21 protein-coding genes are annotated in these 20,972 nt (G+C 69.5%); 8 read left to right on the forward strand and 13 right to left on the reverse strand.

Features of this window, described 5'->3' with window-relative positions:
- The first annotated feature begins 38 nt into the window (after positions 1 to 38).
- From ABFT43_RS07625 to ABFT43_RS07640, 4 genes are all read left to right on the forward strand, one after another.
- On the forward strand, positions 39 to 1,952 hold the full coding sequence (locus ABFT43_RS07625) for an alpha/beta hydrolase family protein (RefSeq protein ID WP_347960085.1): 1,914 nt from the start codon (positions 39 to 41) through the stop codon (positions 1,950 to 1,952).
- Between the two features lie 8 nt (positions 1,953 to 1,960).
- The gene (locus ABFT43_RS07630) at positions 1,961 to 2,653 is read left to right on the forward strand and encodes a GntR family transcriptional regulator (RefSeq protein WP_347959779.1); all 693 of its coding nucleotides are present in this window, start codon (positions 1,961 to 1,963) and stop codon (positions 2,651 to 2,653) included.
- 232 nt (positions 2,654 to 2,885) lie between these two features.
- Positions 2,886 to 4,496, forward strand: a complete 1,611-nt coding sequence (locus tag ABFT43_RS07635) for an NCS1 family nucleobase:cation symporter-1 (RefSeq protein ID WP_347959780.1) — start codon at positions 2,886 to 2,888, stop codon at positions 4,494 to 4,496.
- Positions 4,496 to 5,221 (forward strand): aspartate/glutamate racemase family protein, encoded by a 726-nt coding sequence (locus ABFT43_RS07640; protein WP_347959781.1) that lies wholly within the window; start codon positions 4,496 to 4,498, stop codon positions 5,219 to 5,221. The genes ABFT43_RS07635 and ABFT43_RS07640 overlap by 1 nt, the downstream gene beginning before the upstream one ends.
- A gap of 30 nt (positions 5,222 to 5,251) precedes the next feature.
- On the opposite strand, the gene ABFT43_RS07645 is transcribed toward ABFT43_RS07640, so the two are convergent.
- The 7 genes from ABFT43_RS07645 to mftE form a co-directional block, all read right to left on the reverse strand.
- Positions 5,252 to 6,130, reverse strand: a complete 879-nt coding sequence (locus ABFT43_RS07645) for an LLM class flavin-dependent oxidoreductase (protein ID WP_347959782.1) — start codon at positions 6,128 to 6,130, stop codon at positions 5,252 to 5,254.
- Positions 6,131 to 6,242: 112 nt separating this feature from the next.
- Positions 6,243 to 7,184 carry an SMP-30/gluconolactonase/LRE family protein gene (locus tag ABFT43_RS07650; protein ID WP_347959783.1) on the reverse strand — a complete coding sequence of 314 codons (942 nt, stop codon included), beginning with the start codon at positions 7,182 to 7,184 and terminating at the stop codon, positions 6,243 to 6,245.
- Between the two features lie 112 nt (positions 7,185 to 7,296).
- Positions 7,297 to 7,728: a PPOX class F420-dependent oxidoreductase gene (locus tag ABFT43_RS07655; protein WP_347959784.1), complete on the reverse strand. Its 432-nt coding sequence runs from the start codon at positions 7,726 to 7,728 to the stop codon at positions 7,297 to 7,299.
- A 72-nt stretch (positions 7,729 to 7,800) separates the two neighbouring features.
- The gene (locus ABFT43_RS07660) at positions 7,801 to 8,421 is read right to left on the reverse strand and encodes an IMPACT family protein (RefSeq protein WP_347959785.1); all 621 of its coding nucleotides are present in this window, start codon (positions 8,419 to 8,421) and stop codon (positions 7,801 to 7,803) included.
- A gap of 44 nt (positions 8,422 to 8,465) precedes the next feature.
- Positions 8,466 to 9,800: a mycofactocin system GMC family oxidoreductase MftG gene (gene mftG / locus ABFT43_RS07665; RefSeq protein WP_347959786.1), complete on the reverse strand. Its 1,335-nt coding sequence runs from the start codon at positions 9,798 to 9,800 to the stop codon at positions 8,466 to 8,468.
- On the reverse strand, positions 9,797 to 11,503 hold the full coding sequence (gene mftF, locus ABFT43_RS07670; RefSeq protein WP_347959787.1) for a mycofactocin biosynthesis glycosyltransferase MftF: 1,707 nt from the start codon (positions 11,501 to 11,503) through the stop codon (positions 9,797 to 9,799). The genes mftG and mftF overlap by 4 nt, the downstream gene beginning before the upstream one ends.
- Positions 11,500 to 12,210 carry a mycofactocin biosynthesis peptidyl-dipeptidase MftE gene (gene mftE, locus ABFT43_RS07675; RefSeq protein WP_347959788.1) on the reverse strand — a complete coding sequence of 237 codons (711 nt, stop codon included), beginning with the start codon at positions 12,208 to 12,210 and terminating at the stop codon, positions 11,500 to 11,502. The genes mftF and mftE overlap by 4 nt, the downstream gene beginning before the upstream one ends.
- Before the next feature lie 178 nt (positions 12,211 to 12,388).
- Between mftE and ABFT43_RS07680 the strand changes: the two genes are divergently transcribed.
- Positions 12,389 to 13,501 carry a CaiB/BaiF CoA transferase family protein gene (locus ABFT43_RS07680; RefSeq protein WP_347959789.1) on the forward strand — a complete coding sequence of 371 codons (1,113 nt, stop codon included), beginning with the start codon at positions 12,389 to 12,391 and terminating at the stop codon, positions 13,499 to 13,501.
- A gap of 105 nt (positions 13,502 to 13,606) precedes the next feature.
- On the opposite strand, the gene ABFT43_RS07685 is transcribed toward ABFT43_RS07680, so the two are convergent.
- From ABFT43_RS07685 to mftA, 5 genes are all read right to left on the reverse strand, one after another.
- Positions 13,607 to 14,419 (reverse strand): mycofactocin-coupled SDR family oxidoreductase, encoded by an 813-nt coding sequence (locus ABFT43_RS07685; RefSeq protein WP_347959790.1) that lies wholly within the window; start codon positions 14,417 to 14,419, stop codon positions 13,607 to 13,609.
- Between the two features lie 109 nt (positions 14,420 to 14,528).
- Positions 14,529 to 15,728, reverse strand: coding sequence for a pre-mycofactocin synthase MftD (mftD, locus tag ABFT43_RS07690; protein ID WP_347959791.1), 1,200 nt, complete (start codon positions 15,726 to 15,728; stop codon positions 14,529 to 14,531).
- A gap of 92 nt (positions 15,729 to 15,820) precedes the next feature.
- Positions 15,821 to 17,104, reverse strand: a complete 1,284-nt coding sequence (gene mftC, locus ABFT43_RS07695; RefSeq protein ID WP_347959792.1) for a mycofactocin radical SAM maturase — start codon at positions 17,102 to 17,104, stop codon at positions 15,821 to 15,823.
- 71 nt (positions 17,105 to 17,175) lie between these two features.
- Complete coding sequence (gene mftB, locus ABFT43_RS07700) at positions 17,176 to 17,622, reverse strand: mycofactocin biosynthesis chaperone MftB (protein ID WP_347959793.1); 447 nt, start codon at positions 17,620 to 17,622, stop codon at positions 17,176 to 17,178.
- Positions 17,622 to 17,720, reverse strand: a complete 99-nt coding sequence (gene mftA / locus ABFT43_RS07705; protein ID WP_347959794.1) for a mycofactocin precursor MftA — start codon at positions 17,718 to 17,720, stop codon at positions 17,622 to 17,624. Before mftA ends, mftB begins: the two co-directional genes overlap by 1 nt.
- A gap of 174 nt (positions 17,721 to 17,894) precedes the next feature.
- Here mftA and mftR point away from each other — a divergent pair, with 174 nt between their 5' ends.
- The 3 genes from mftR (at position 17,895) to ABFT43_RS07720 (ending at position 20,216) form a co-directional block, all read left to right on the forward strand.
- Positions 17,895 to 18,542 carry a mycofactocin system transcriptional regulator gene (gene mftR, locus ABFT43_RS07710; protein WP_347959795.1) on the forward strand — a complete coding sequence of 216 codons (648 nt, stop codon included), beginning with the start codon at positions 17,895 to 17,897 and terminating at the stop codon, positions 18,540 to 18,542.
- A 115-nt stretch (positions 18,543 to 18,657) separates the two neighbouring features.
- The gene (locus ABFT43_RS07715; RefSeq protein ID WP_347959796.1) at positions 18,658 to 19,716 is read left to right on the forward strand and encodes a ferredoxin--NADP reductase; all 1,059 of its coding nucleotides are present in this window, start codon (positions 18,658 to 18,660) and stop codon (positions 19,714 to 19,716) included.
- 83 nt (positions 19,717 to 19,799) lie between these two features.
- Entirely contained in the window at positions 19,800 to 20,216 is a 417-nt protein-coding gene (locus tag ABFT43_RS07720) for a DoxX family protein (protein ID WP_457590116.1), read from the forward strand.
- 1 nt (position 20,217) lies between these two features.
- Here the strand turns inward: ABFT43_RS07720 and ABFT43_RS07725 are convergent, their stop codons facing one another.
- Positions 20,218 to 20,964: a DNA alkylation repair protein gene (locus ABFT43_RS07725; RefSeq protein WP_347959797.1), complete on the reverse strand. Its 747-nt coding sequence runs from the start codon at positions 20,962 to 20,964 to the stop codon at positions 20,218 to 20,220.
- Between the last annotated feature and the right edge of the window lie 8 nt (positions 20,965 to 20,972).

Genomic DNA, 20,972 nt, shown 5'->3' on the forward strand with positions numbered 1-20,972 from the left:
CGGCGCACGACCCGACCGTCGGCGACACCGGGGTCAGGTTGCCGCTGCGCTTCGACGACCGCGGCTGGAAGACCTACGGCGCGTCCATCTCCCCGGATGGGAGCGCGTTCGCCTACATCGTCGACGACGGGACCGGGTACCCGCGCGCGGCACAGCGATCGCTGTCGCGGACCGGTGTCGGCGAACTCCGCTGGGTGAAACTGCCGTCCACCGGTCCGGTCCGCAAGATCGTCCACTCCACCGACAGCCGCTGGCTCGCCGTGGAACTCGCGCCCAGCGGCGGCGAGCACCACCAGGTCTGGGTCGTGACCACCGACCCCGACGACGACGCGTCGCACCGCATCGCCGCGACCCGCCCCGACGGGCGTTCCTACGGCACCGTGCGACTGGTCGGCTGGGACACCGACTGGGTGCTGCTCACCGCCATCGACAACGACGGCACGACGCATGCGCTGCGCGTGCATCCGGGCACGCAGACCACGCAGACCCTCGACATCCGTGTGGGAAGCGAACTGATCGACTCGTGGAAGGGCGCGACCCTCCTGCGCGTGGGGCCGCGCGGCTACCACGACATGCTCCTCATCCGCCGCCGTCCCGACGCCACCGCGGACGAGGTCACCATGACCCCGCTCCTCCCCCAGGACCCGGGCGCGGTCACCGATCAGGGATACATCCTCGACCAGGGCTTCGATCATGCGTCGCTGGTCTTCGTGCCGGCGCCGAACGAGCAGCTCCGCGACCTCGACAGCGTGCAGGCCCTGGTGCGCAGCGACTTCGACGCGAAGTTCCCACGCCTGCTCGGCGTCGAGGTGAGCAGGTTCGGCATCCGGTTCCGAGTGCTCGCCCAGCGCGGCGACGTGGGTCTCGACGAGTTCGCCGTGAGCCACGACCAGTCCACCGTCGCCCTGTTGTGGAATGTCAAGGGCCGCAGCGAGCTGCAGATCATGACGCTGCCGGATCAAACGCTCCACCCGCCGATCGAGCTGCCCGGCGAGGTCGCCTCCGAACTGTCCATCAGCGCCGCCGGCTCGGTGGTGAGCGTGACGGTGTCCAGCCCGCAGCACTCCCCGCTGGTCCACCTCATCGACGTACCGAACCGCCGGGTGGTCCCGGTGCGCGACGACGTGGTGACCGGCGAGGGACCGTCAGACCAATTGCATCCCGAACTGCTCGAGTTCTTCGCACGCGACGGCATGCCCCTCTCCGGTTTCCTCTATCGACCGGCGCGCCAACGTGATTCAGACGCCCCGCCGGGTCCGACGCTGCTGTACTTCCACGGCGGCCCGGAGGGCCAGACCCGCCCCGACTACCAGTTCCTGTTCGGCCCACTCGTCGACGCGGGGATCACCGTCTTCGCGCCGAACGTGCGCGGGTCGTCGGGTTACGGCCGCCTGTTCGCCCACGCCGACGACCGGTACGGCCGATATGCCGGCATCGACGACGCCGCCGACTGCGCGATCTTCCTGTGCCGGCAGGGCATCGCCGACCCCGACCGGGTGTTCGTCTCGGGTCAGTCCTACGGCGGCTACCTGACCCTGGCCTGCCTCACCTTCCACGCCGAACTGTTCGCCGCCGGTATCGCGATCTGCGGCATGAGCGACCTGGAGTCGTTCTTCCGCAACACCGAGCCGTGGATCGCGGTCGCCGCCCACACGAAATACGGCCACCCCGAATCCGATCGCGAACTGCTCGCCGACCTGTCCCCGATCCACCGCATCGATCAGGTCCGCGCGCCGCTGCTCGTCGTCCACGGAGCCCACGACACCAACGTGCCGGTGAGCGAGTCGCAGCAGATCGTCGCCGAACTCCAGGCGCGCGGGGCCGTGGCGGAGATGTTGATGTTCGACGACGAGGGCCACGAGATCGTCAAGCGCCACAACCAGCACCGGCTCACCGAAGCGGTGGCCGAGTGGATCGCACGCCACCCGAGGAGAAAGCCGGTGATGCGATGAGCCGGCGGATGACCAATCGCCTTCTCGCCCAGTTGGCCGAGACCCGGACCGGCAACACACGTGCCAACGTCCTCGAGGAACTGCGACGACTCATCCTGTCCGGCGGCGCCCCACCGGGTACCCAGATCCCACCCGCGGACATCGCCGACGCCTTCGGCGTGAGCCCGATCCCGGTGCGCGAAGCACTCAAGACCCTGGTCGGCGAGGGACTCGTCGTTCACCGGCCCAACGCCGGTTACCGCGTGAGCCAGCTGTCCACCGAGGAGTTGCGCGAGATCTATTTCGTCCGAGGAACTCTCGAGCAGGCCGCGCTCGCCCGGTCGGTCGAGCGCATCGACGAGGCCACGCTGCAGGCGGCCCGCGCCCGGCACCAGGAACTGCTCGTCGCGGTGAAGTACAACGACGGCAAGGCCTTTCACGACATCTCCCGCGAGTTCCACCGGGCCCTGACCCTGCCGTGCGGGATGCCGCGCCTGCTCAACATGTTCGAGGCCACCTGGAATCTCACCGAGCCGTTCCAGGCGATGCGCCAGGTGAACTCGGAGACCCAGGCCGCACTCAACGCCGACCACGAGGAGCTGCTCGACGCCTTCGACGCCCGCGACACCGCCGCGGTGCTGGACGTGGCGCGTCGCCACCACGGTCGACTCGAGGCGGCCATCGTCGAGACCGCGGACCTGTTGGACGTGCGGCACGACTGAGCCCTCCGGTGTCGTCCGCGCCGCGAGGAGCGAAAGCGGCCGGCACGCGGCCCGTCCCATCCCTTCTCACCTGCGTCCGGACGCGTCCCACCACCACCTGCCGGAATATATCCGCGCCGTCATCACCAGGTAACAAACCGTTCCTAGCTTTGTCGCATCAGCGTTTCCGCGCCCCAGAGCGGACCACCTCAGTGCGGATTACCCACACGTTGAGAGACAACCGGGAGACCACATGTCCGAATCAAGCACCGGCGCGGCACCGTCCCACCATGCCGCAGCGGGTGAGAGCGTCATCAAGGAAAGCTACGACACCCGTCTCACCAACGAGGACCTCGCACCACTCAAGGAACAGAAGTGGACGTGGTACAACATCTTCGCGTTCTGGATGTCCGACGTGCACAGCGTCGGCGGCTATGTCTTCGCCGGCAGCCTGTTCGCGCTGGGCATCGCGGCCTGGCAGGTGCTCGTCGCGCTCGTGGTCGGCATCGTGGCCGTCAACATCCTGTGCAACCTGGTCGCCAAGCCGTCGCAGATCGCCGGCGTCCCCTACCCGGTGACGACGCGGGTCTCGTTCGGCGTCAAGGGCGCCAACATCCCGGCGATCATCCGCGGCTCGATCGCGGTGGTCTGGTACGGCATCCAGACCTACCTCGCCTCCGTGGCCTTCGGCCTGCTGGCCCTGAAGTTCTGGCCGGGCCTGGCGCCGTGGGGTGATGTCGACCAGCACGGGTTCCTCGGCCTGTCGGCGCTCGGCTGGGCCGGGTTCATCTTGATGTGGATCCTGCAGGCGTTCGTCTTCTGGAACGGCATGGAGACGATCCGCAAGTTCATCGACTTCTGCGGACCGGCCGTTTACGTGGTGATGCTCGCTCTGGCCGCCTATCTCATCGTCAAGGCCGGATGGGACAACATCAGCCTCGATCTCTCGGTGGGTGACGGGCTGTCGGGCTGGTCGTCGATCACCATGATGGTCAGCGCCTTCGCCCTGGTGGTCTCGTACTTCTCCGGACCGATGCTGAACTTCGGCGACTTCTCCCGCTACGGCAAGACCTTCGGCGAGGTCAAGAAGGGCAACTTCTGGGGCCTGCCGGTGAACTTCCTGTTCTTCTCGCTGCTCGTGGTCTGCACGGTGTCGGCCGGCGTCACGGTGATCGGCACCGACGCCGACGGCAGCATCATCACCGACCCGGTCCACATCGTCGACCGGATCGACAACACCACCGCCGCCGTGCTCGGCGTGCTGACCTTCGCCATCGCGACCATCGGCATCAACATCGTCGCCAACTTCGTCTCGCCCGCGTTCGACTTCTCGAACGTCGCCCCGACCAAGATCAGCTGGCGCACAGGCGGAATGATCGCGGCGGTCGGCTCGGTCCTGATCACCCCGTGGAACCTCTTCAACAACCCGACGGCGATCCACTACACGATGGACACCCTGGGTGCGGTGATCGGTCCGCTGTTCGGCATCCTCATCGCCGACTTCTACCTCGTCAAGAAGCAGAAGATCGTCGTCGACGACCTGTTCACCATGAAGCCGGAGGGTGCCTACTGGTACCGCAACGGCTGGAACCCGGTCGCGGTGGGCGCCACCGTCATCGCCTCGATCGCGCCGATCTGCGTGGTCATCTTCGGCACCTCCTACCAGGCCAGCTTCACCTGGTTCATCGGAGCCGCCCTCGGCGCGGTGGTCTACTGGATCGGCATGAAGGTCGTTCCCACCGAGATGATCCACGGTGCGCCGATCGAGGCCCGGATCACCACCGACATCGAGGTCGACGCCGCGGGCGAGCCGGTGATCGAGGACGTGCCGACGGTCGTCTCCGAGGAGACGGCGAGCAACTGATGCGTCTCTGCGTCATCAACCCCAACACCTCGGGGTACATGACCGCGGTGATCTCGCGGGCCGCGCGATCCGTCGCGCGGCCCGACACCGAGATCACCGCGGTCACCTCGCCCACGGGTCCGGCCTCGATCGAGAGCCACTACGACGAAGCGCTCGCGGTTCCCGGTGTGCTCCAGGCGATCTCGGAGGATCCGGACGCCGACGGTTACCTGCTCGCGTGCTTCGGCGACCCCGGCCTCGATGCCGCCCGCGAGGTGGCCTCCGCGCCGGTCCTCGGGATCGCCGAGGCCGCGTTCCATCTGGCGGCTCCCCTGGGCCGTGGGTTCTCGGTGGTCACCACGCTCGGCCGGACCATCGGCCGCGCCGGAGACCTCGTGCGGCACTACGGCTTCGATCGTCAGTGCCGGGGAATCCACGCCTGTGAGATCCCGGTCCTGGAACTCGAGTCCAACCCGCACACCGCCGAGATCCTCACCAAGGCCTGCAGCGAGGCGCTGCTCGGCGACGGCTCGGACGTCATCGTCCTCGGGTGTGCCGGGATGGCCGATCTCGCCCACACGATCAGCGACCGGATCGGCGCCCCGGTGATCGACGGCGTCGCCGCCGGCGTCGGGATGCTCTCGGCCCTGGCCGCCATGCGCGTGCGGACCTCCACCGCGTCGGGTGAGTTCGCCGCTCCCCGGCCCAAGCCCTACTCCGGGCTGCTGCGCGGCTTCGGCGCCTGATCTCGGCCCCGATCCCCCGGCGTCCGAGCCTCAGGTATCGATGTCCCCGGCCTCCGGAGAGAGTCCACGTTCGACGATCGCCTCGAGGACGTTCATCGAGGCCTTGTAGGGTTCGTCGGCGCGCGGCCAGTGCGTGATCACGTCGGTGAACCCGAGTTCTGCTGCCCGCCCGACCATCTCGTCGAACAGTCCCACGCTCTCCAGCGAATTGCGCGGCGAGGCGTCGAGATGCAGATACCGGTCGATCCGGCGCTCGGGATACCGGCCGAGCTCGTCGTCGAGGATCCTCACACTGCGCGCGATCGAGGCGAACCACTCGTCGAGGGTCTGCGACGGCGATCCGTTGGTGACCCACGCGTCACCGGACCGCACCGCGAGGCGAACCGACCGCGGACCGTTGCCCGCGAGCAGGAACGGTACCCGGTCGCGGACCGGGCCCCGTCCGAGCCGCATGTCCCGTGCCCGGTAGTACTCGCCATCGGCGTCGACGTGGTCGGAGCTCAGCGTGCGGTCGAGGCTTCCGACGAACTCCCGGAGCCGGTCGACCTTCTCCCGTGCCGAGAGCGGCGGCTGTCCGAGCACCAGATCGTCCGGGGTTCCGCCCGCGCCGAGTCCCAGCAGGAACCGGCCGTCGGAGATGTCGACGAGGGTCTCGACCTCGCGCGAGAAGGCCACGGGGTGACGGAAGTTCGGGGACACCACGAAGGCCCCGAGTCGGATCCGGGCGGTGACCACCGCGGCCGCGGTCAACAGCGGCACGCACGCCGACCAGGGCGCGTCCTGCATCCGGCCCCACACCAGATGGTCGTAGGTCCAGGCGTGGTCGAAACCCATCTCCTCGGCGAGGACCCACCGCGGTCGCGACTCGGCCCAGGTCAGGTCGGGCAGGATGCAGATGCCGTGGCGCACTCCACGACTGTACTGACGTCCGGGGCGCCGGGCCGTGTGAGGCCGTCCGACCGGACGGCCCCGGAGGGCCGGAGAGCACCAGTGGCCCGGAGCTCGGTGGCCCCGGAAGGCCTCAGCGCGCTGCCGGGACGGACCGCGGGATCTCGACCACCGACCCGGCATGGGTGGTGACGTAGACGGCCCGGGCCGAGAACCCCGCACCACCCGCGCCGACGGAGATCCCGGCCGGCGCGGTCAGCCCCTTCGCGAGTGCGCAGTGTGAGCCGTCGCGGGAAACCCGCCACACCTGGCCGGCAAGGTACAACGGCACGTACATGTTCCCTGCGGCGTCGACGTCCAGGTCGTCGAAGAACACCCAGTCGAGTCCGGCCGGCGGCCGGAAGTACGTCCGCCCCACCCCGGACGCGGTGTCGATCGCGAGGATGCGGGTGTCGGGCAGGGACACGTTGGCGTACAACGTCTTCCCGTCGGACGAGAGGGCCAGGCCGTTACCGGTGGTGGCGTGGTACCAGGCGCGGGAGACCCGGCGGTCCCGGCCGACCCGGTCGATGGCGGGCGCCAGGGCACTCGACGCGTAGACCGTGCCGTCCGGCGCGCGCACGACGCCGTTGGCCATCGCCAGTCCGTCCGCATGGGTGGTGCTCGAGCCGGTCCGCGGGTCCACCGTCACGAGCGACGCGGCGCCGGGAGCGAGGAGCGCGGTCGGCCCGCTGCCCGACCCCACCAGCACGCGACCGTCCGGCAGGGGCGCGATCCCGCCGGGCGATGCGACCGCCGCGGCCTTCCGGGCTGTGGCGCCGGGCCGGTCGACCGCGAACAGTCGATTCCCCATCACATCGCTGACCAGCATCCTGCCCTCGGTATCGAATGCAACGGCCTCGAACGAGCCGGGCGCCGCGACGAGGGCGCGCGGCGGGACGGCGCCCGCGCACATCGGTGTGTCGTCGGCGATGCGTGGCAACGCGGTCGACGACCCGGTGCCGAGGACGGCCGCTGCCAGCGCGGCGGAGACGGCGGCGACCGTGGCGACCAGTCGAATGCGCTTGGTTGTCATCGGTGCTCCCCTGTCACCCGGAGCCGGTGTCGGCGACGGACTCCCGCGATCGCCCGGGCACGCCATCGCGGTGGGGCCGACGTAATCGCGGACGTGACGCGAGGCACTGCGCTCACGCCGTGACGTCGAGGACCGCGATGACCTTCGTCGGCTCGATCCACACCCCGAGTTCGCCCGGAACGCCGTTGCGGTGACCGAACTCCTCGGCCCGATCGGCGCCCATGTACCGACCGCCGCACAGGGTGGCGATCCGGCGTACCTCGTCGAGGTCCTCGGTGAGCACGGCCCGTCCCTGCACCTGGACGAACGCATACGGCGGCTGCGGCAGGTCGACGGACAACACCACCCGCGGATCACGCAGCAATGCACGGCCTTTCGCAGTCGACGCGCCGGTGTTGAAGGCGAGCCGGTCGCCGTCGACGACGAACCACACCGGGACGACGAGGGGACGGCCGTCGGAGGCCAGATAGCCCAGGTGGCCCGTCTTGGTACCGGCGGCGAGGAACTCGCGCACCGCAGGATCTGACAGCGAGGTTCCGGACATGTGGCCAGCCTAGAACCGATCGCCGTCGTCGACGCACACGTCGTGCGAAATCATTCCCCGTGCCGCCCGCGGTCAGGCGATGAGGTGTTCGACCCCGGCGATCTCGGCCGCACCCGAGGTGAGGGACAGGATGCGATCGCACAGCGCGCCCTCGTCCGGGCCGTCGACATCGACCACATACGAGACCGATTGCGCCGCATGGTCGCTGGAAAGGACGGTGCCCAGCGCGTACACCGCCTGATCGATCTTCCCGGCGTCGGCGATCGGCACCGAGAACCGGACCCGGCTGATCTGCCCGGCCGCGCGGAGCGGCGCGCGATCCAGTACCGCCCTGGCCACCGAGCCGTACGCGCGGACCAGTCCGCCGGTTCCGAGCTGGACGCCTCCGTTGTACCGGACCACCACGATCGCCGCGTTGGTGACGCCGCGGGTCTGCAGCGCCGCCAGGATCGGCGGACCCGCGGTTCCGGTGGGTTCGCCGTCGTCGCCGAAGCGGGTGACCTGGTGCGGCCCGGAGCCCAGCGAGAAGGCCCAGCAGGCGTGGTCGATGCCGGTGTGCTCGGCGCGCACGGCGTCGAGGAGGGTCCGGAAGTCGGTCTCGGAACCCACGGCCGCCAGCCTTGCGACGAAGCGAGACTTCCTGACGGTCAACGATTCCTCGTGGGTGTCGACCGGTGCGTCGAGGACGAACATGCACACCTGCCCTCGGAGAGCATCGAAACGGACGCCTGCCCTGCTCACCGTACTCCCGCCAGTTCGTCCCCGATGCACACCGCCGTCATCATGATCGTCGCGTGTGGACCGCTGCGGCCGCCCGCGGGCAGGATCGACCCGTCGACGATGCGGAGGCCGTGGACCCCGGGCACGCCGCCGAGACGGTCGGTGCACTCCCCGAGCGGCATCGTGCCCCACGCGTGCTGGGAGAACCCCGGGACATCGGCCACCGTCACGCTGCCCGGCACGACGATGTCGGCGAAATCCGGCGAGTTCAGCATCTCCACGACCGCGTCGGCGTGGGCCCGCATCGCCGCCGCGGTCTCCGGCGCCGGCTCGTCGAAGATCAGATCGACGCGGTCACCCCCGTCGACGAGCCGCACCGGCGAGGGCTGCATCGCGGTGACCTCGACCATCGCCCCGATCGCCGGCAGGTTTGTGATGTACGACGCGAAATCGTCCCGGTAGCAGCGGATCTCGAACCCATCCTGGGTGTGCAGCACGGTCGGCAACACCATTCCGCCGCTCGCCGGCGAGCGGCGACGGTAGTAGACGGCCAGGCCCCGGTGTTCGGATGCGGCCAGGTGACCACAACCCTCCACCAAGTCGAGTCCCGATCGGAGCAGCAGGTGCGCCGTTCCCAGGGTGCCGGCGCAGAGGACCACCTCCCCGGCCGAGACCGACACGCGCTCCGCTCTCACGCCGGTGACGGTCGAGGACCCCGCGGTCTCGAGTCCCACGACGGTGCAGTCGGTCATCACCCGCAGGTTGGGGCGGCCGAGCGCCGACGCGAGATAGGCCTCCGCGGCGGTCCGGCGCAGAGGCCCTGTGCGGTTGCTCAGCACACGGTTGACCCCGACCACCGGCCACCGCTCGTCGAGCGGCCGGACAGCGGTCCGCGTCGACCAGTGACCCTCGAAAGCCTCGCCGGCGTCGCCGAGTTCGTCGTCGGTCACCGGCGAGACGCTCATCGTGCCGGTCGGGCCGTCGAGTTCGTCGTAGGCCGCCTCGATGCGGGCGAGGTCCCATCCCTGCGGCCAGGAGGCGAAGTCCTCGCGGTGCCATCGCAGGAAGTAGCCGCCGTTGACCGCCGACGAGCCGCCGACGGCATTGCCACGCGCAGCGGTCAGTCCGTGGAGGTTCGTGCGGTGCCGCAGCGCGTAGGGCGCGTCGTCGCCGATGGGCAGGCGCCGTAGATCGCGTTCCGCACGGCCCGGCCAGCGTTCGGGACCGCGCTCGAGCAGGACGACCTGGCGATCGGGGTCGCGGGAGAGCCGTTCGGCCAGCACACATCCCGCGCTGCCGGCGCCGACGATGACGACGTCGGCGGTGACCCGACCGGCGAGCGCCGGGGTCATCGGGAGATGACGGGGCGCAGCGCTTCGGGATCCCGCTGGGTGATGACGCCCTGCCACAGGCCCGCGCCGTAGGCGAGGTCGTCGAGACGATGCATGAGCAGGTAGCGGAACGGTCCGAGCGCCGGCGGGGTCGCCGGGTCCGTGATGAGGTCCCGGACCCAGGACACCACCCCCTCGATGATCGCCACCTGTACCGCGAGGGTCCGGAACCGTCGGGAGATCAGGGCCAGCAGCAGCGCCACCGGCCAGTAGTGCCGGCAGATGGCGCCGGCGGCCTGGAGGAGTCCGTGGCCGGCCGCCCGGGAGGTCAGCTGCGCCGAGACGAGCGGGGCCGACGGCAGGTCGCCCAGGCGGCGACGCAGTCGCACCGCCATCTGGGTGAAGATGAGCATCGCGATGGCCGCGCCGATCCGGGTGCGGGTCAGCAGCGCCACCACCGCCGCCGCCATCGGCACCGACATCACGACCGGCGCGGCCCGGTCGCCGTGCCGCGACGCGAGGTGTGCCGCGCCCGTCCCGTAGAAGCACCGGCGGGCGAGGACGTCGCGCAGCGTCGTGCGATGGTCGTGCGCCACCCGCGCCACCGGGTCGTAGCGGATGCGCCAGCCCGCGGCGTGCATGCGCCAACACAGATCCACGTCCTCGGCAACCCGCAGCGATTCATCGAACCCGCAGAAAGCGTTGCGTCGCACGACCATTGCCGCGCTCGGCACGTACGGGACGCGTGTCGAGGGCAGGACCGCGGACTCCACCGGCCCCATGTCCAGCGACGACCAGCCGTTCTCGTATCGCTCCGCGAGCGACGCGGACTTGTCGGCGGCACGAAGACCGACGATGCGCGGTGCGACGATGCCGACCGAGGGGTCGGAGAAGTGCGCCAGCAACACCGTCAGCCAGTCCGTGGCGGGCACGACGTCGGAATCCAGGAAGGCCACGAAATCCGTTGTGGCCGCGTCAACTCCGGCATTGCGCGCGGCGGCGGGGCCGCGGTTGGCATCGAACCGGATCACCTTCACGTCGGGCCGGTCCACCGCGATCGGGGTCTGCGACCCGTCGTCGACGACGATGACCTTCAGGCCGGCGAGCGCGTCGACGAGCCGGTCGACGCCCGCCTGGTTGTCCTTGACCGGGACGACCACGGTGACATCGTCGGTCCGCGGGCCGAACATCGGACGCGGGTTCGCCACGCCGGCGTCGAGAAGGGCCCGGGCGAGACGCCGGGTCACGTTGTTGCACACCTCGATTCGTCCGTCATCGGAGGTCATGCCGAGGGCGGTGTCGGACATTCGCATCAGCCGGGTGGGCGATCCCCCGACCAGGTAGCGCAGGTCGCCGCCGCGGGCGGCCTTGAGGTCGATCTGCACCTGGAAACCGTCCGGGAGGTCGCGCGCGGCCGGCGGGGTCGGATCGGCCTGGTCGGCGGCGGGTTCGTCCGCGGATTCGACGGCCGCGACCCCCTCCCCGGCGAGGTCTCCTGCCGCAGACCCGTCGGTCACGGACCCGTCGGCGGTCCCGTCGGTGGCGACCCCACCGATATCTGTACCCGAATGTTGTTGGGGGTCAACGGCATCGACATACGCCACGTCATTCCCCTCGGCCACGTCGGTCACGTCTGGGATCTCTCCGTTCTCCCCCGCCGCGGAGCGGCCCTCACCGACAGCCGCGGAGCGGCGGTGCGGCGACTGGTCACCGAGCGCGGTCATGTCAGCCGCCCCCGCTCGTCGACCACCCAGGACGACAGCGAGGTGCGCAGGTGCCCGGCGACGCCGTCGAGGAGCCTGCGCCCCTCCTCGGCGCTGGCGTCCGTGGGATCACCCAGCACGCCGGTGGGGCTGACCGCGCCGACGCCACCCGAGCGCATCGCGCCGAGCAGTGCGCCGACCGGCTCGCGGTTGCCGGCCACGGCACGCCCCCGGTCGACCACCTCAGGCGAAACATGCAGCAGCACAGAGGTTTCGGTGAATCCAGCGTGCGCATCGGCGTCAGGGAAGGCGCAGGGGTACCATGCCGCGTCGCGACCCTCGTAACGGAGCAGTGACACCGCGTCGATGAGGGTACGGGTGTTGCCGCCGTGTCCGTTGACGAAGAGGATCCGGCGCGCCCAGCGGCACGCGCTGCGACCGTACTCGACGAGCATCGCCCGCAGGGCGTCGTGGCCGATCGAGATGGTTCCGGGAAAGCCCTCGTGTTCGCCCGACGCGCCGTAGTTGAGGTCGGGGGCCCGCAGGATGTCCTCACCTGCCGAACCGTCACAGACATGGTCGGCCACGGCGGCGGCGATGCGGGTGTCGGCGTCGAGCGGCAGGTGCGGACCGTGCTGTTCGACCGAGCCGAGCGGGACGACGAGGGTGATCGCCTTGCCATCGAGGTCTGGCCAGCTGTGCTGTCCGAGCATCGACGGTCCTGTCATCTGACCAATGCTAGCGATCCGGCCACGCCACTTCTGCCCCTCGGCCCAATTTCGGGCAGGAAAAGGGCCCGAAAACGTGGCGCAGCCCACTTTGACGAACGTTCGATCGGGTATGCAATGCTTTTCGGTACGCGTGACGCCCGACACAGGGGCGGGTACAACGACCGGAGGACGACACATGAGCAGTACGACAGCACACACCAGCGGGAAGTCCGGCCCACTGAGCTCGATCCGCGTCATCGAGTTCGCGGGCATCGGCCCGGGCCCGCACGCCGCGATGTTGCTGGCCGACCTCGGCGCCGACGTGGTCCGCGTCCAGCGGCCCGGCAGCCTCCCCCAGCCCGGCCGGAAGGCAGACGCCCTGCTGCGTGGCCGCAAGGTCGTCGAGGCCAACCTGAAGGACGACTCCGACCGCGCCACGATCCTCGACCTAGTCGCCAAGGCCGACGTCGTCATCGAGGGCTTCCGCCCGGGCGTCATGGAGCGCCTCGGCTTCGGTCCCGAGGACCTCGAGAAGGTCAATCCCGGCCTGGTGTACGGCCGCATGACCGGCTGGGGCCAGGACGGCCCGCGCGCGAACCTCGCCGGCCACGACATCAACTACATCTCGCTGACCGGCATGCTGCACGCGATCGGCCGCGCCGGCGATCGCCCGGTGCCGCCGCTCAACCTCGTCGGCGACTTCGGCGGCGGGTCGATGTTCCTCGTCGTCGGCATCCTCGCCGCCCTCCTCGAACGTGGTGTGTCCGGCAAGGGCCAGGTCGTCGACGCCGCCATGGTCGACGGCGCTTCCGTTCTGGGGCAGATGATGTGGGCGTTCCGCGGCACGGGCCTGTGGCGCGACGAGCGCGGCGTGAACATGCTCGACACCGGCGCCCCCTACTACGAGGTCTACGAGACCTCCGACGGCAAGTACATGGCCGTCGGCGCCATCGAGCCGCAGTTCTACGCCGAGTTCATCAAGGGCCTGGGCCTGGCCGACGCGGACCTGCCCGAGCAGAACGACGTCGCCAACTGGGGCAAGCTGAAGGAGATCTTCACCGAGACCTTCAAGTCCCGCACCCGTGACGAGTGGGCGAAGATCTTCGACGGCACCGACGCCTGTGTCTCGCCGGTCCTGAGCTTCACCGAGGCGCCGCAGGATCCGCACATGGCCGCCCGCGCCAACCTCGTCGAGATCGACGGTGTCACGCAGGCGCAGGTCGCCCCGCGTTTCTCGCGCACCAAGCCGGAGACCCCGTCCGCCCCGGCGACCGAGGCCGTCGACCCGAAGACCCTCTGGGCCGACTGACCGCAGCCGTCCAGGACGCGAGCACACGTGAGATCGCGGCTTCGGGCCGGGATCGCGAGTCAGAACTCGCGATCCCGGGCCCGAAGCCGCGATTCTTTCTTGCGTTCAGACCTTCGAGTGGCCCATGTCGATCTGGAACTCCGCACCGGTGATGCCCTTGGCGGAGTCGGACGCGAGGTAGAGCACCGCGTCGGAGATCTCGTCGAGCGACGCGACCGGGTGGTAGTCGAGGATCGACACGAAATGCGGGTTGACCCACGGGATTCCGAAGATGCGATGTGCCTCGGTGTCGGCCACGCCCATCGGGGTGTCGACCGCGTACGGGTGCACGCTGTTGACCCGGATGCGATGGTGACCGAGTTCCTTGGCCGCCGTCTGCGCGAGTCCGACGAGTCCCGCCTTCGAGGCGGAATACGACGCCTGGTACGGCATCGCCTTGAGGCCGGCGACCGAGCTGATGATCGTGATCGAGCCGCCGTTGCCCGCCTCGAGCATCGCGGGGACCGTGGCCTTCAGGGTCTTCCACGCGCCGACGAGGTTGATGTCGACGACGTCGCCGAACTGCTCCTCGGTGAGTTCCCACACCTTGCCCCAGGTCAGCACGCCGGCGTTGGCGACCACGTGGTCGAGTCGGCCGAACTGCTCGACAGCGTCTGCGACGAGCTGCTGCTGGAATGCCAGATCACGCGTATCACCTTGCCGTGCAAGGATCTTCCCGCCCACACCCTCGACGAGGCGGATGGTCTCCGCGAGATCGTCGGGCGTGGCCGCCGGGTAGGTCGCGTGGTCGATGATCGGTCCCGCGATGTCGAGGCCCACGATCGCAGCCCCCTCACGGGCGAACCGGACCGCGTGATTGCGGCCCTGACCACGGGCGATGCCGGTGATGTAGACGACCTTGCCGTCGAACTGTCCCATGGCAGAACTGTAACACGTTCTAGTTCCGGGTCGAGGGGGTTGAACGCATCCCGCCCGCCGCCGGACGGACCGGACGGCGGGCGGGATGCGACTGTGTCTCGTGGGACCGTCAGTCCGCCCCGAAGGTCCGGGTGAAGCCGTCCGGGATCAGCAGGTCCTCGGGCGAGAGATCGTGCACGCTCTTGTGCCCCAAGCCCATCAGCACGCCGTCGAGACCCATGCGCATCAGGTCGAGCACGTTCTCGACGCCGGCCTGCCCGTTGGCCGCGAGTCCCCACAGGTAGGCGCGGCCGATCATGACGGCCCGGGCGCCGAGCGCGAGCGCCTTGGCGACGTCGCTGCCGCGGCGGATGCCGCCGTCGAGCAGGACCTCGACGTCGTTGCCGACCGCCTTCGCGATGTCGGGCAGCAGCCGGATGGTCGCCGGGGTGCCGTCGAGGTTGTTGCCGCCGTGGTTGGACACAGAGATGGCCGACGCCCCGATCTCGACGGCGCGCTTCGCATCGTCGAGACGGGTGATGCCCTTGACCATGAACGGCCCGTCCCACTGTTCGCGCAGCCACTTGAGGTCGTCCCAGGTGGGCGGCGGGGTGTTCATCCATTCGCCGTAGGCGCCGAAGAACGTCGGGCCCGGAACCCCTTGCGGCGTCAGGTTGGGCGCGGTGAGGTCCGGGATGGTGACCTTTCCGCCCTTCACCCAGTCGAGGGCGTACCGCGGCTTGATCGCGATCTCCGGGCCGAGACGCACGAGCGCCTTGAGGTCGACCTTCTCCGGGATCTCCGGGCTGCCCCAGTCGCGGCCGACGTTGAACACCCAGTCGGTGGTGACGATGAGACCCTTGGCGCCGGCGGCCTTGGCACGTTCGGCGCGCATCAGGATGTCGTCGCGGCTGCCGAGCCAGTAGATCTGGAAGAAGATCTTGTCGTTGACCGCGGTGACCTCCTCGACGGGATGCGAGGCGAAGCTCGACAGGCCCATCGCGGTGCCGCGTGCGGCGGCGGCGCGGGCCACCGCGACCTCACCCTCGGGGTCGACGGCCTGCACGCCGGTCGGCGAGATCATGACCGGGAACGAGATGTCCTGCCCCATCACCGTGGTCGCCATCTCCCGCTCCGGCTGAGCGCCCACAACGTGTGGGGCCCAGGCGAGTTCAGAGAACGCCTTGACGTTGTCGTCGAGGGTCACACCGGCCTGGGTGCCGGCGACCAGCGACGAGTACACCGACTTCGGCAGCCGCTTCTTGGCACGACGCTGCGCCTCGGTGACCGTTTCGAACCAGGGGTTTTTCGCCCAGGGGTTGAGAGCCATTTCTCACTCACTCTTCTCTCGGACACGGGCCATCGCCGGAGGTGCACCCAGCGCCTCCGGGACGACTCGGTTCACGGTCGGCCGCGGGTCGGTTACCGCGCGGCAGGGGTGAACCCGGCCAGCGGGTTCTCATCACAGGACTTGGTGAGGCGGCCGATCGGCGCGAGGTCGCCGTCCGGCCGGCGGGTCATCAGGGTCAGCGGGGTACCACGCGAATGATCCTTGTTCGCAGTCGGTTTCACCCGCTCACCGGCGAGCAGTCGTTCGCCGTGGCCCTGGACGCACTCGGGATCGGGGCCGTCGAGCGGCAGGCCGGTGAAGAACTTGGCCGCCATGCAGCCGCCGCGGCAGGCGTCGAAGTGCGAGCACCTGGTGCAGGCACCGGCGTTCTGCGGCTCCCGCAGCTCCCGGAAGAGCTCGGAGCGCTGCCAGATCTCCTGGAATCCGCCGTCGGTCAGGATGTTCCCCGCGAGGAAATTCTCGTGGATGGCGAACGGGCAGGCGTACACGTCGCCGACCGGGTCGATCAGGCACACCACGCGACCGGCGCCGCAGAGGTTGAGGCCCGGCAGGCCGCCGCCGGAATCGGAGCCGAAGGCCGACAGGTGGAAGAACGAGTCACCGGTCAGCACCCGATCACCGTGTGCGACAAGCCAGTCGTAGAGCTCGCGCTGCTGCTCGGGCAGCGGGTGCAGGTCGTCCCAGACGTCGGCGCCGCGACCCGACGGACGCAGTCGGGTGATGCGCAGCGTCGCGTTGTACCGGTCGGCGAGCGCCTTGAACTCGTCGAGCTGGGCGACGTTCTGCCGGGTCATCACGACGCTGATCTTGGCGTCCCGGAAACCCGCCTCGGCGAGGTTCTCCAGCGCACGGACCGCCATGTCGAACGAACCGGGGCCGCGCACGGCGTCGTTGACCTCGGCGGTCGCGCCGTCGAGCGAGATCTGCACGTCGACGTAATCCGACGCCGCGAGTCGGGCGGCGACCTCCTTGTCGATGCGCAGTCCGTTGGTGGAGAACTTGACCCCCACCTGATGGCTAGTGGCGTAGTCGACGAGTTCCCAGAAGTCCGGGCGCACGGTCGGCTCGCCGCCGCCGATGTTGACGTAGAAGACCTGCATGCGCTGCAGCTCGTCGATGATCGCCTTGCACTGTTCGGTCGACAGCTCGCGCGGGTCCCGCTTGCCCGACGACGAGAGGCAGTGCACGCACGCCAGGTTGCAGGCGTAGGTGAGCTCCCAGGTCAGGCAGATCGGCGCGTCGAGGCCGCGTTCGAACTGGTCGACAAGGCGACCCACCTTCGGCGGCTGGTCGGCACCGACGGGCGGCGGGGTGGTGAGTCCTGTTGCGGTGGGCGGCATCTCGATGGTCGTCATCGTGGCGGTCCTAATGGTCTGGGTGGTGGGCTGAGCTACTGCTGCGGCGCGGGGGTCGGGGCCGGCGACTCTCAGGCGGCGCGGCGGGTGATCATCCCGCTGTCGGCGAGCGCGGTGAGCGCCTGCACGTACAGCGGCCGTTGGGCGGGGGTGATGCCGGCGGCCAGCAGGGCCGCCTCGGCGGAGTCGTGGTCGGCGAGGGACCGGACGATCCCCACCACCGTCAGGTTCTTGAGGAACGAGAGCTTGCGGGTGCCGAAGTGGTAGAGCAACGCGCCGAACGGTTCGGGCCGCAACGCCACCTTCGGGTTGAGCTCCCATGCCGCGAAGGTGTCGAAACCCTTCTGCGCCGCCCCGCACTGCGCGGCGTCGTTCCCTGTGTGCTCGTTCTGCACGGGACCGCCCTGCGCGGGGTCGATCTGCGCGGATGCGGTCGCGTCGGTCGCGGGGGTGTCGAACCGGACCCCGGCGACCGGGGCACGGCCGCCGGGGGTCGGATTCGATGTCGGGGCCGACATCAGTAGACCCCGCACATCCCGTCGATCGACACCTCTTCGACGAGGGACTCGGCGATGAGCTCGTCGTTCTGGGCGTTCACCGCGGACTGATCTGCCATGATCCATTCCTCTCTTGGTGGTTGATCGTGACTGCGATCACGTGTGACTGTAGTGGCACTCGGTGCAGAAAACCAGAGTCGACGCCGAAACCGTCCAAACGGTCAGGTCGCGGGTCGGGATCTGCGACGACCTTCTGGCCAACGAACGAGCAGGTCACATAGGGTGTGCTCTCGATGACGACCAACAAGGCGGACGCAGGTCCGCAGCGCAACCCGCCCGGTCGGCGCCCGGCCTCGTCCCGGGCCCGGATCAGCGCGGTCGCGATCAACCTGTTCACCACCCGCGGGTTCGACGAGACCAGCGTCGACGACATCGCGGAGGCCGCCGGCATCGCGCGCCGCACCCTGTTCCGTTACTACTCGTCGAAGAACGAACTCCCGTGGGGCGAGTTCGACAGCCACCTCGACGAGTTGCGCGCGCTCCTGGCCGAGATCCCCGACGACACCCCGATGGCCGACGCCCTCGTCGAGGCACTGGTGTCGTTCAACCGCGTGCCGCCCGAGGAGATCGACAACCACCGCCGCCGCATGTCGCTGCTCCTGGGAGTTCCTGCGCTGCAGGCACATTCGATGATCATGTATGCAGACTGGCGGCAGGTCGTCGCCGAGTTCGCGGCCGCCCGGCTCGGCCTGCGGCCCGACGACCCCCTCCCCCAGACCGTCGGCTGGCTGGCCCTGGGCGCGGCGCTCGCCGCCTACGAGCAGTGGCTCGCCCACCCCGAGCGCGATCTCGAGGAACTCATCGAGACGGGGGCGCGGACGATGGCCGACGGCGTGGCCGCACTGACCCGCGACGTCCGTGGAGACGACGCCATCGCCTGACTACGCTGGCGGAGGCATGCCCTCGTGGTGACCCCACCCGGTGGGCTATTCTGAACTAGAACGTGTTCTAATTCGGTCCGGGGCGAGCCCGGTCCTCGACGTCGGAGAGCTGCACATGTCTGACCTGACCCCTCATGGTTCACGGAGCGTGATCCTCACCGTGGCCGAGGTGATCGATGAGACGTCGGATGCCAAGTCCTTCGAGTTCGAGGTGCCCGAGACGGCGTCGGCGGCGTTCACCGACTACAAGCCCGGACAGTTCCTGACCCTGCGCATCCCGAGCGATCTCACCGGTTCGGTGGCCCGGTGCTACTCGCTGGCGTCGTCGCCGTTCACCGACGCGCGGCCCAAGGTGACGGTCAAGCGCACCGTCGACGGCTACGGCTCCAACTGGGTGTGCGACAACCTGACGCCCGGGTCCCAGATCGAGGTGCTGCCGCCGTCGGGCGTGTTCACCCCGAAGTCCTACGACGACCCGCTGCTGCTCATCGCCGCCGGCAGCGGCGTGACGCCGGTGATGTCGATCCTCAAGGCCGCGCTGAAGAAGAGCAGCGCGCCGCTGGTGTTCTTCTACGCCAACCGGAGTGAGAACGACGTGATCTTCGCGTCGGAGCTGCGCGACCTGCTCCACGCACACGCCGATCGGCTCACGGTCATCCACTGGCTCGAGTCGCTGCAGGGACTGCCCACGGCGACCGCGCTGACCTCCGTGTTCGCGCCGTACGCCCGCACCCACGTCGCATACCTGTGCGGCCCCGGCCCGTTCATGGACGCCGTGCACAAGGCGTTGTCGCAGGCGGACTTCCCACATCACAACGTCCACACCGAGGTCTACAACTCGCTGTCGGGCGACCCGTTCGCCGACGTCGCGCTCGAGGAGGTCACCGAGGAGGAGCAGGCCGACGCGGCGACGGTCGAGGTCGAACTCGACGGTGAGACCCACAAGCTCTCCTGGCCGCGGAAGCGGACGCTCGTCGACATCATGCTCGCCGCCGGACTCGACGCGCCGTACTCCTGCCAGGAGGGTGAATGCGGTTCGTGCGCATGCACTCTCACCGAGGGCACGGTCGAGATGGAGAACACCGGCGCGCTCGACCCGGAGGACATCGAGGACGGGTACATCCTCGGTTGCCAGGCCCGCCCGACCTCGGATTCACTGAAGATCGAGTTCTGAGCGCCGATCCGTGACAGCGTGAGGTGTCCCCCGCCGACACGGTCTCGCCGACACGTCCACCGCCGACACAGGAGCCGGATCCCATGGCCGTCACCCGCATCACCCGGCCCGAACCACGCGCGGGTGGCCCCCGACCCGATCCGGCGTTGCTGGCGCGCGGGCTCGCGTCCATGCTGCTCGGCATCGGAGTGCTGCACTTCCTGGCGCCCGAGCCGTTCGACGAGATCGTCCCGGAGGAGATCCCGGGTGACCCCCGAGCGCTCACCTACGCGTCCGGGGTCGCCGAGATCGCGCTGGGCGCAGGACTTCTCGTCCCCCGCACCCGCCGGCTCTCCGGGTATCTGTCGGCGTTGCTGTTCGTGACGGTGTATCCGGCGAACCTGAACATGGTGCGGCTGTGGTGGGACAGGCCGCTGCGCTACCGCATCGTCGCTCTCGCCCGGTTGCCGTTCCAGTTCCCGATGATCTGGGCGGCGCTCAGGGTCGCGCGGGAGCGCTGACCTACCTGAGCCCCCGGAAGTACGCCCGCTCCTCGGCGCTGCGGTGCTCGAGTGCGTATCCGAGTGCGGTGCGGCCCATCCGGGCCGCGTTGGCCTCGAGGTAGTCGAGCAGGATCTGTTCGTCGACACGCTTGCCCGTCTCACGCAGCATCCAGCCGAACGCCTTCTGGACGAGGTCGCGGCGGTCGTCGCGGACCAGCGGCGCCACGGCCAGCAGCGCCGACGCGTCGCCGTGCTTGATGTGGGCGAAGGTCGCGATGATGCCGACTCGCCGCCGCCAGAGATCCTCCTGCGCGGCATGTTCGACGATGACGGCCGTCTCGCCGCGGAGGAAACAGTATTCCCCGAGCACCGAGTCGGCCGACGAGTCCACCAGATCCCAGTTGTTCACCCGGCCGCGCCGCACCGCGTCGAGATAGAGGTCGACCCAACCCTTCGCGCCCGGCCAGTCCGGCCCGGACCGGCCGCGCAGCGTCTTCTCGAACTCCGCGCGCAACAGGAAGAGCGTGATCAGACGATGCTCGTGGATCGGTGAATCGATCAGGCGGACAACCTCATCGGGACCGATGCCGCGGAAGCGCCGGGCGATCGCCCGCTGCTGCGGCACACGCAGACCGATGAACTCGTCGCCCTCGCCGTATCCGCCCGGCCGGGCCTGGAAGAACCGGGCCAGGCCGGCGGCCCGCTCGGGATCGGCGAGTTCGGCGGCGGCCGCCTCGACCGCGGCCGCGGTGAGCTCGACCCCCATCGGCGCGT

The sequence above is a fragment of the Gordonia aurantiaca genome (genome assembly GCF_039939235.1).
Lineage (GTDB): Bacteria > Actinomycetota > Actinomycetes > Mycobacteriales > Mycobacteriaceae > Gordonia.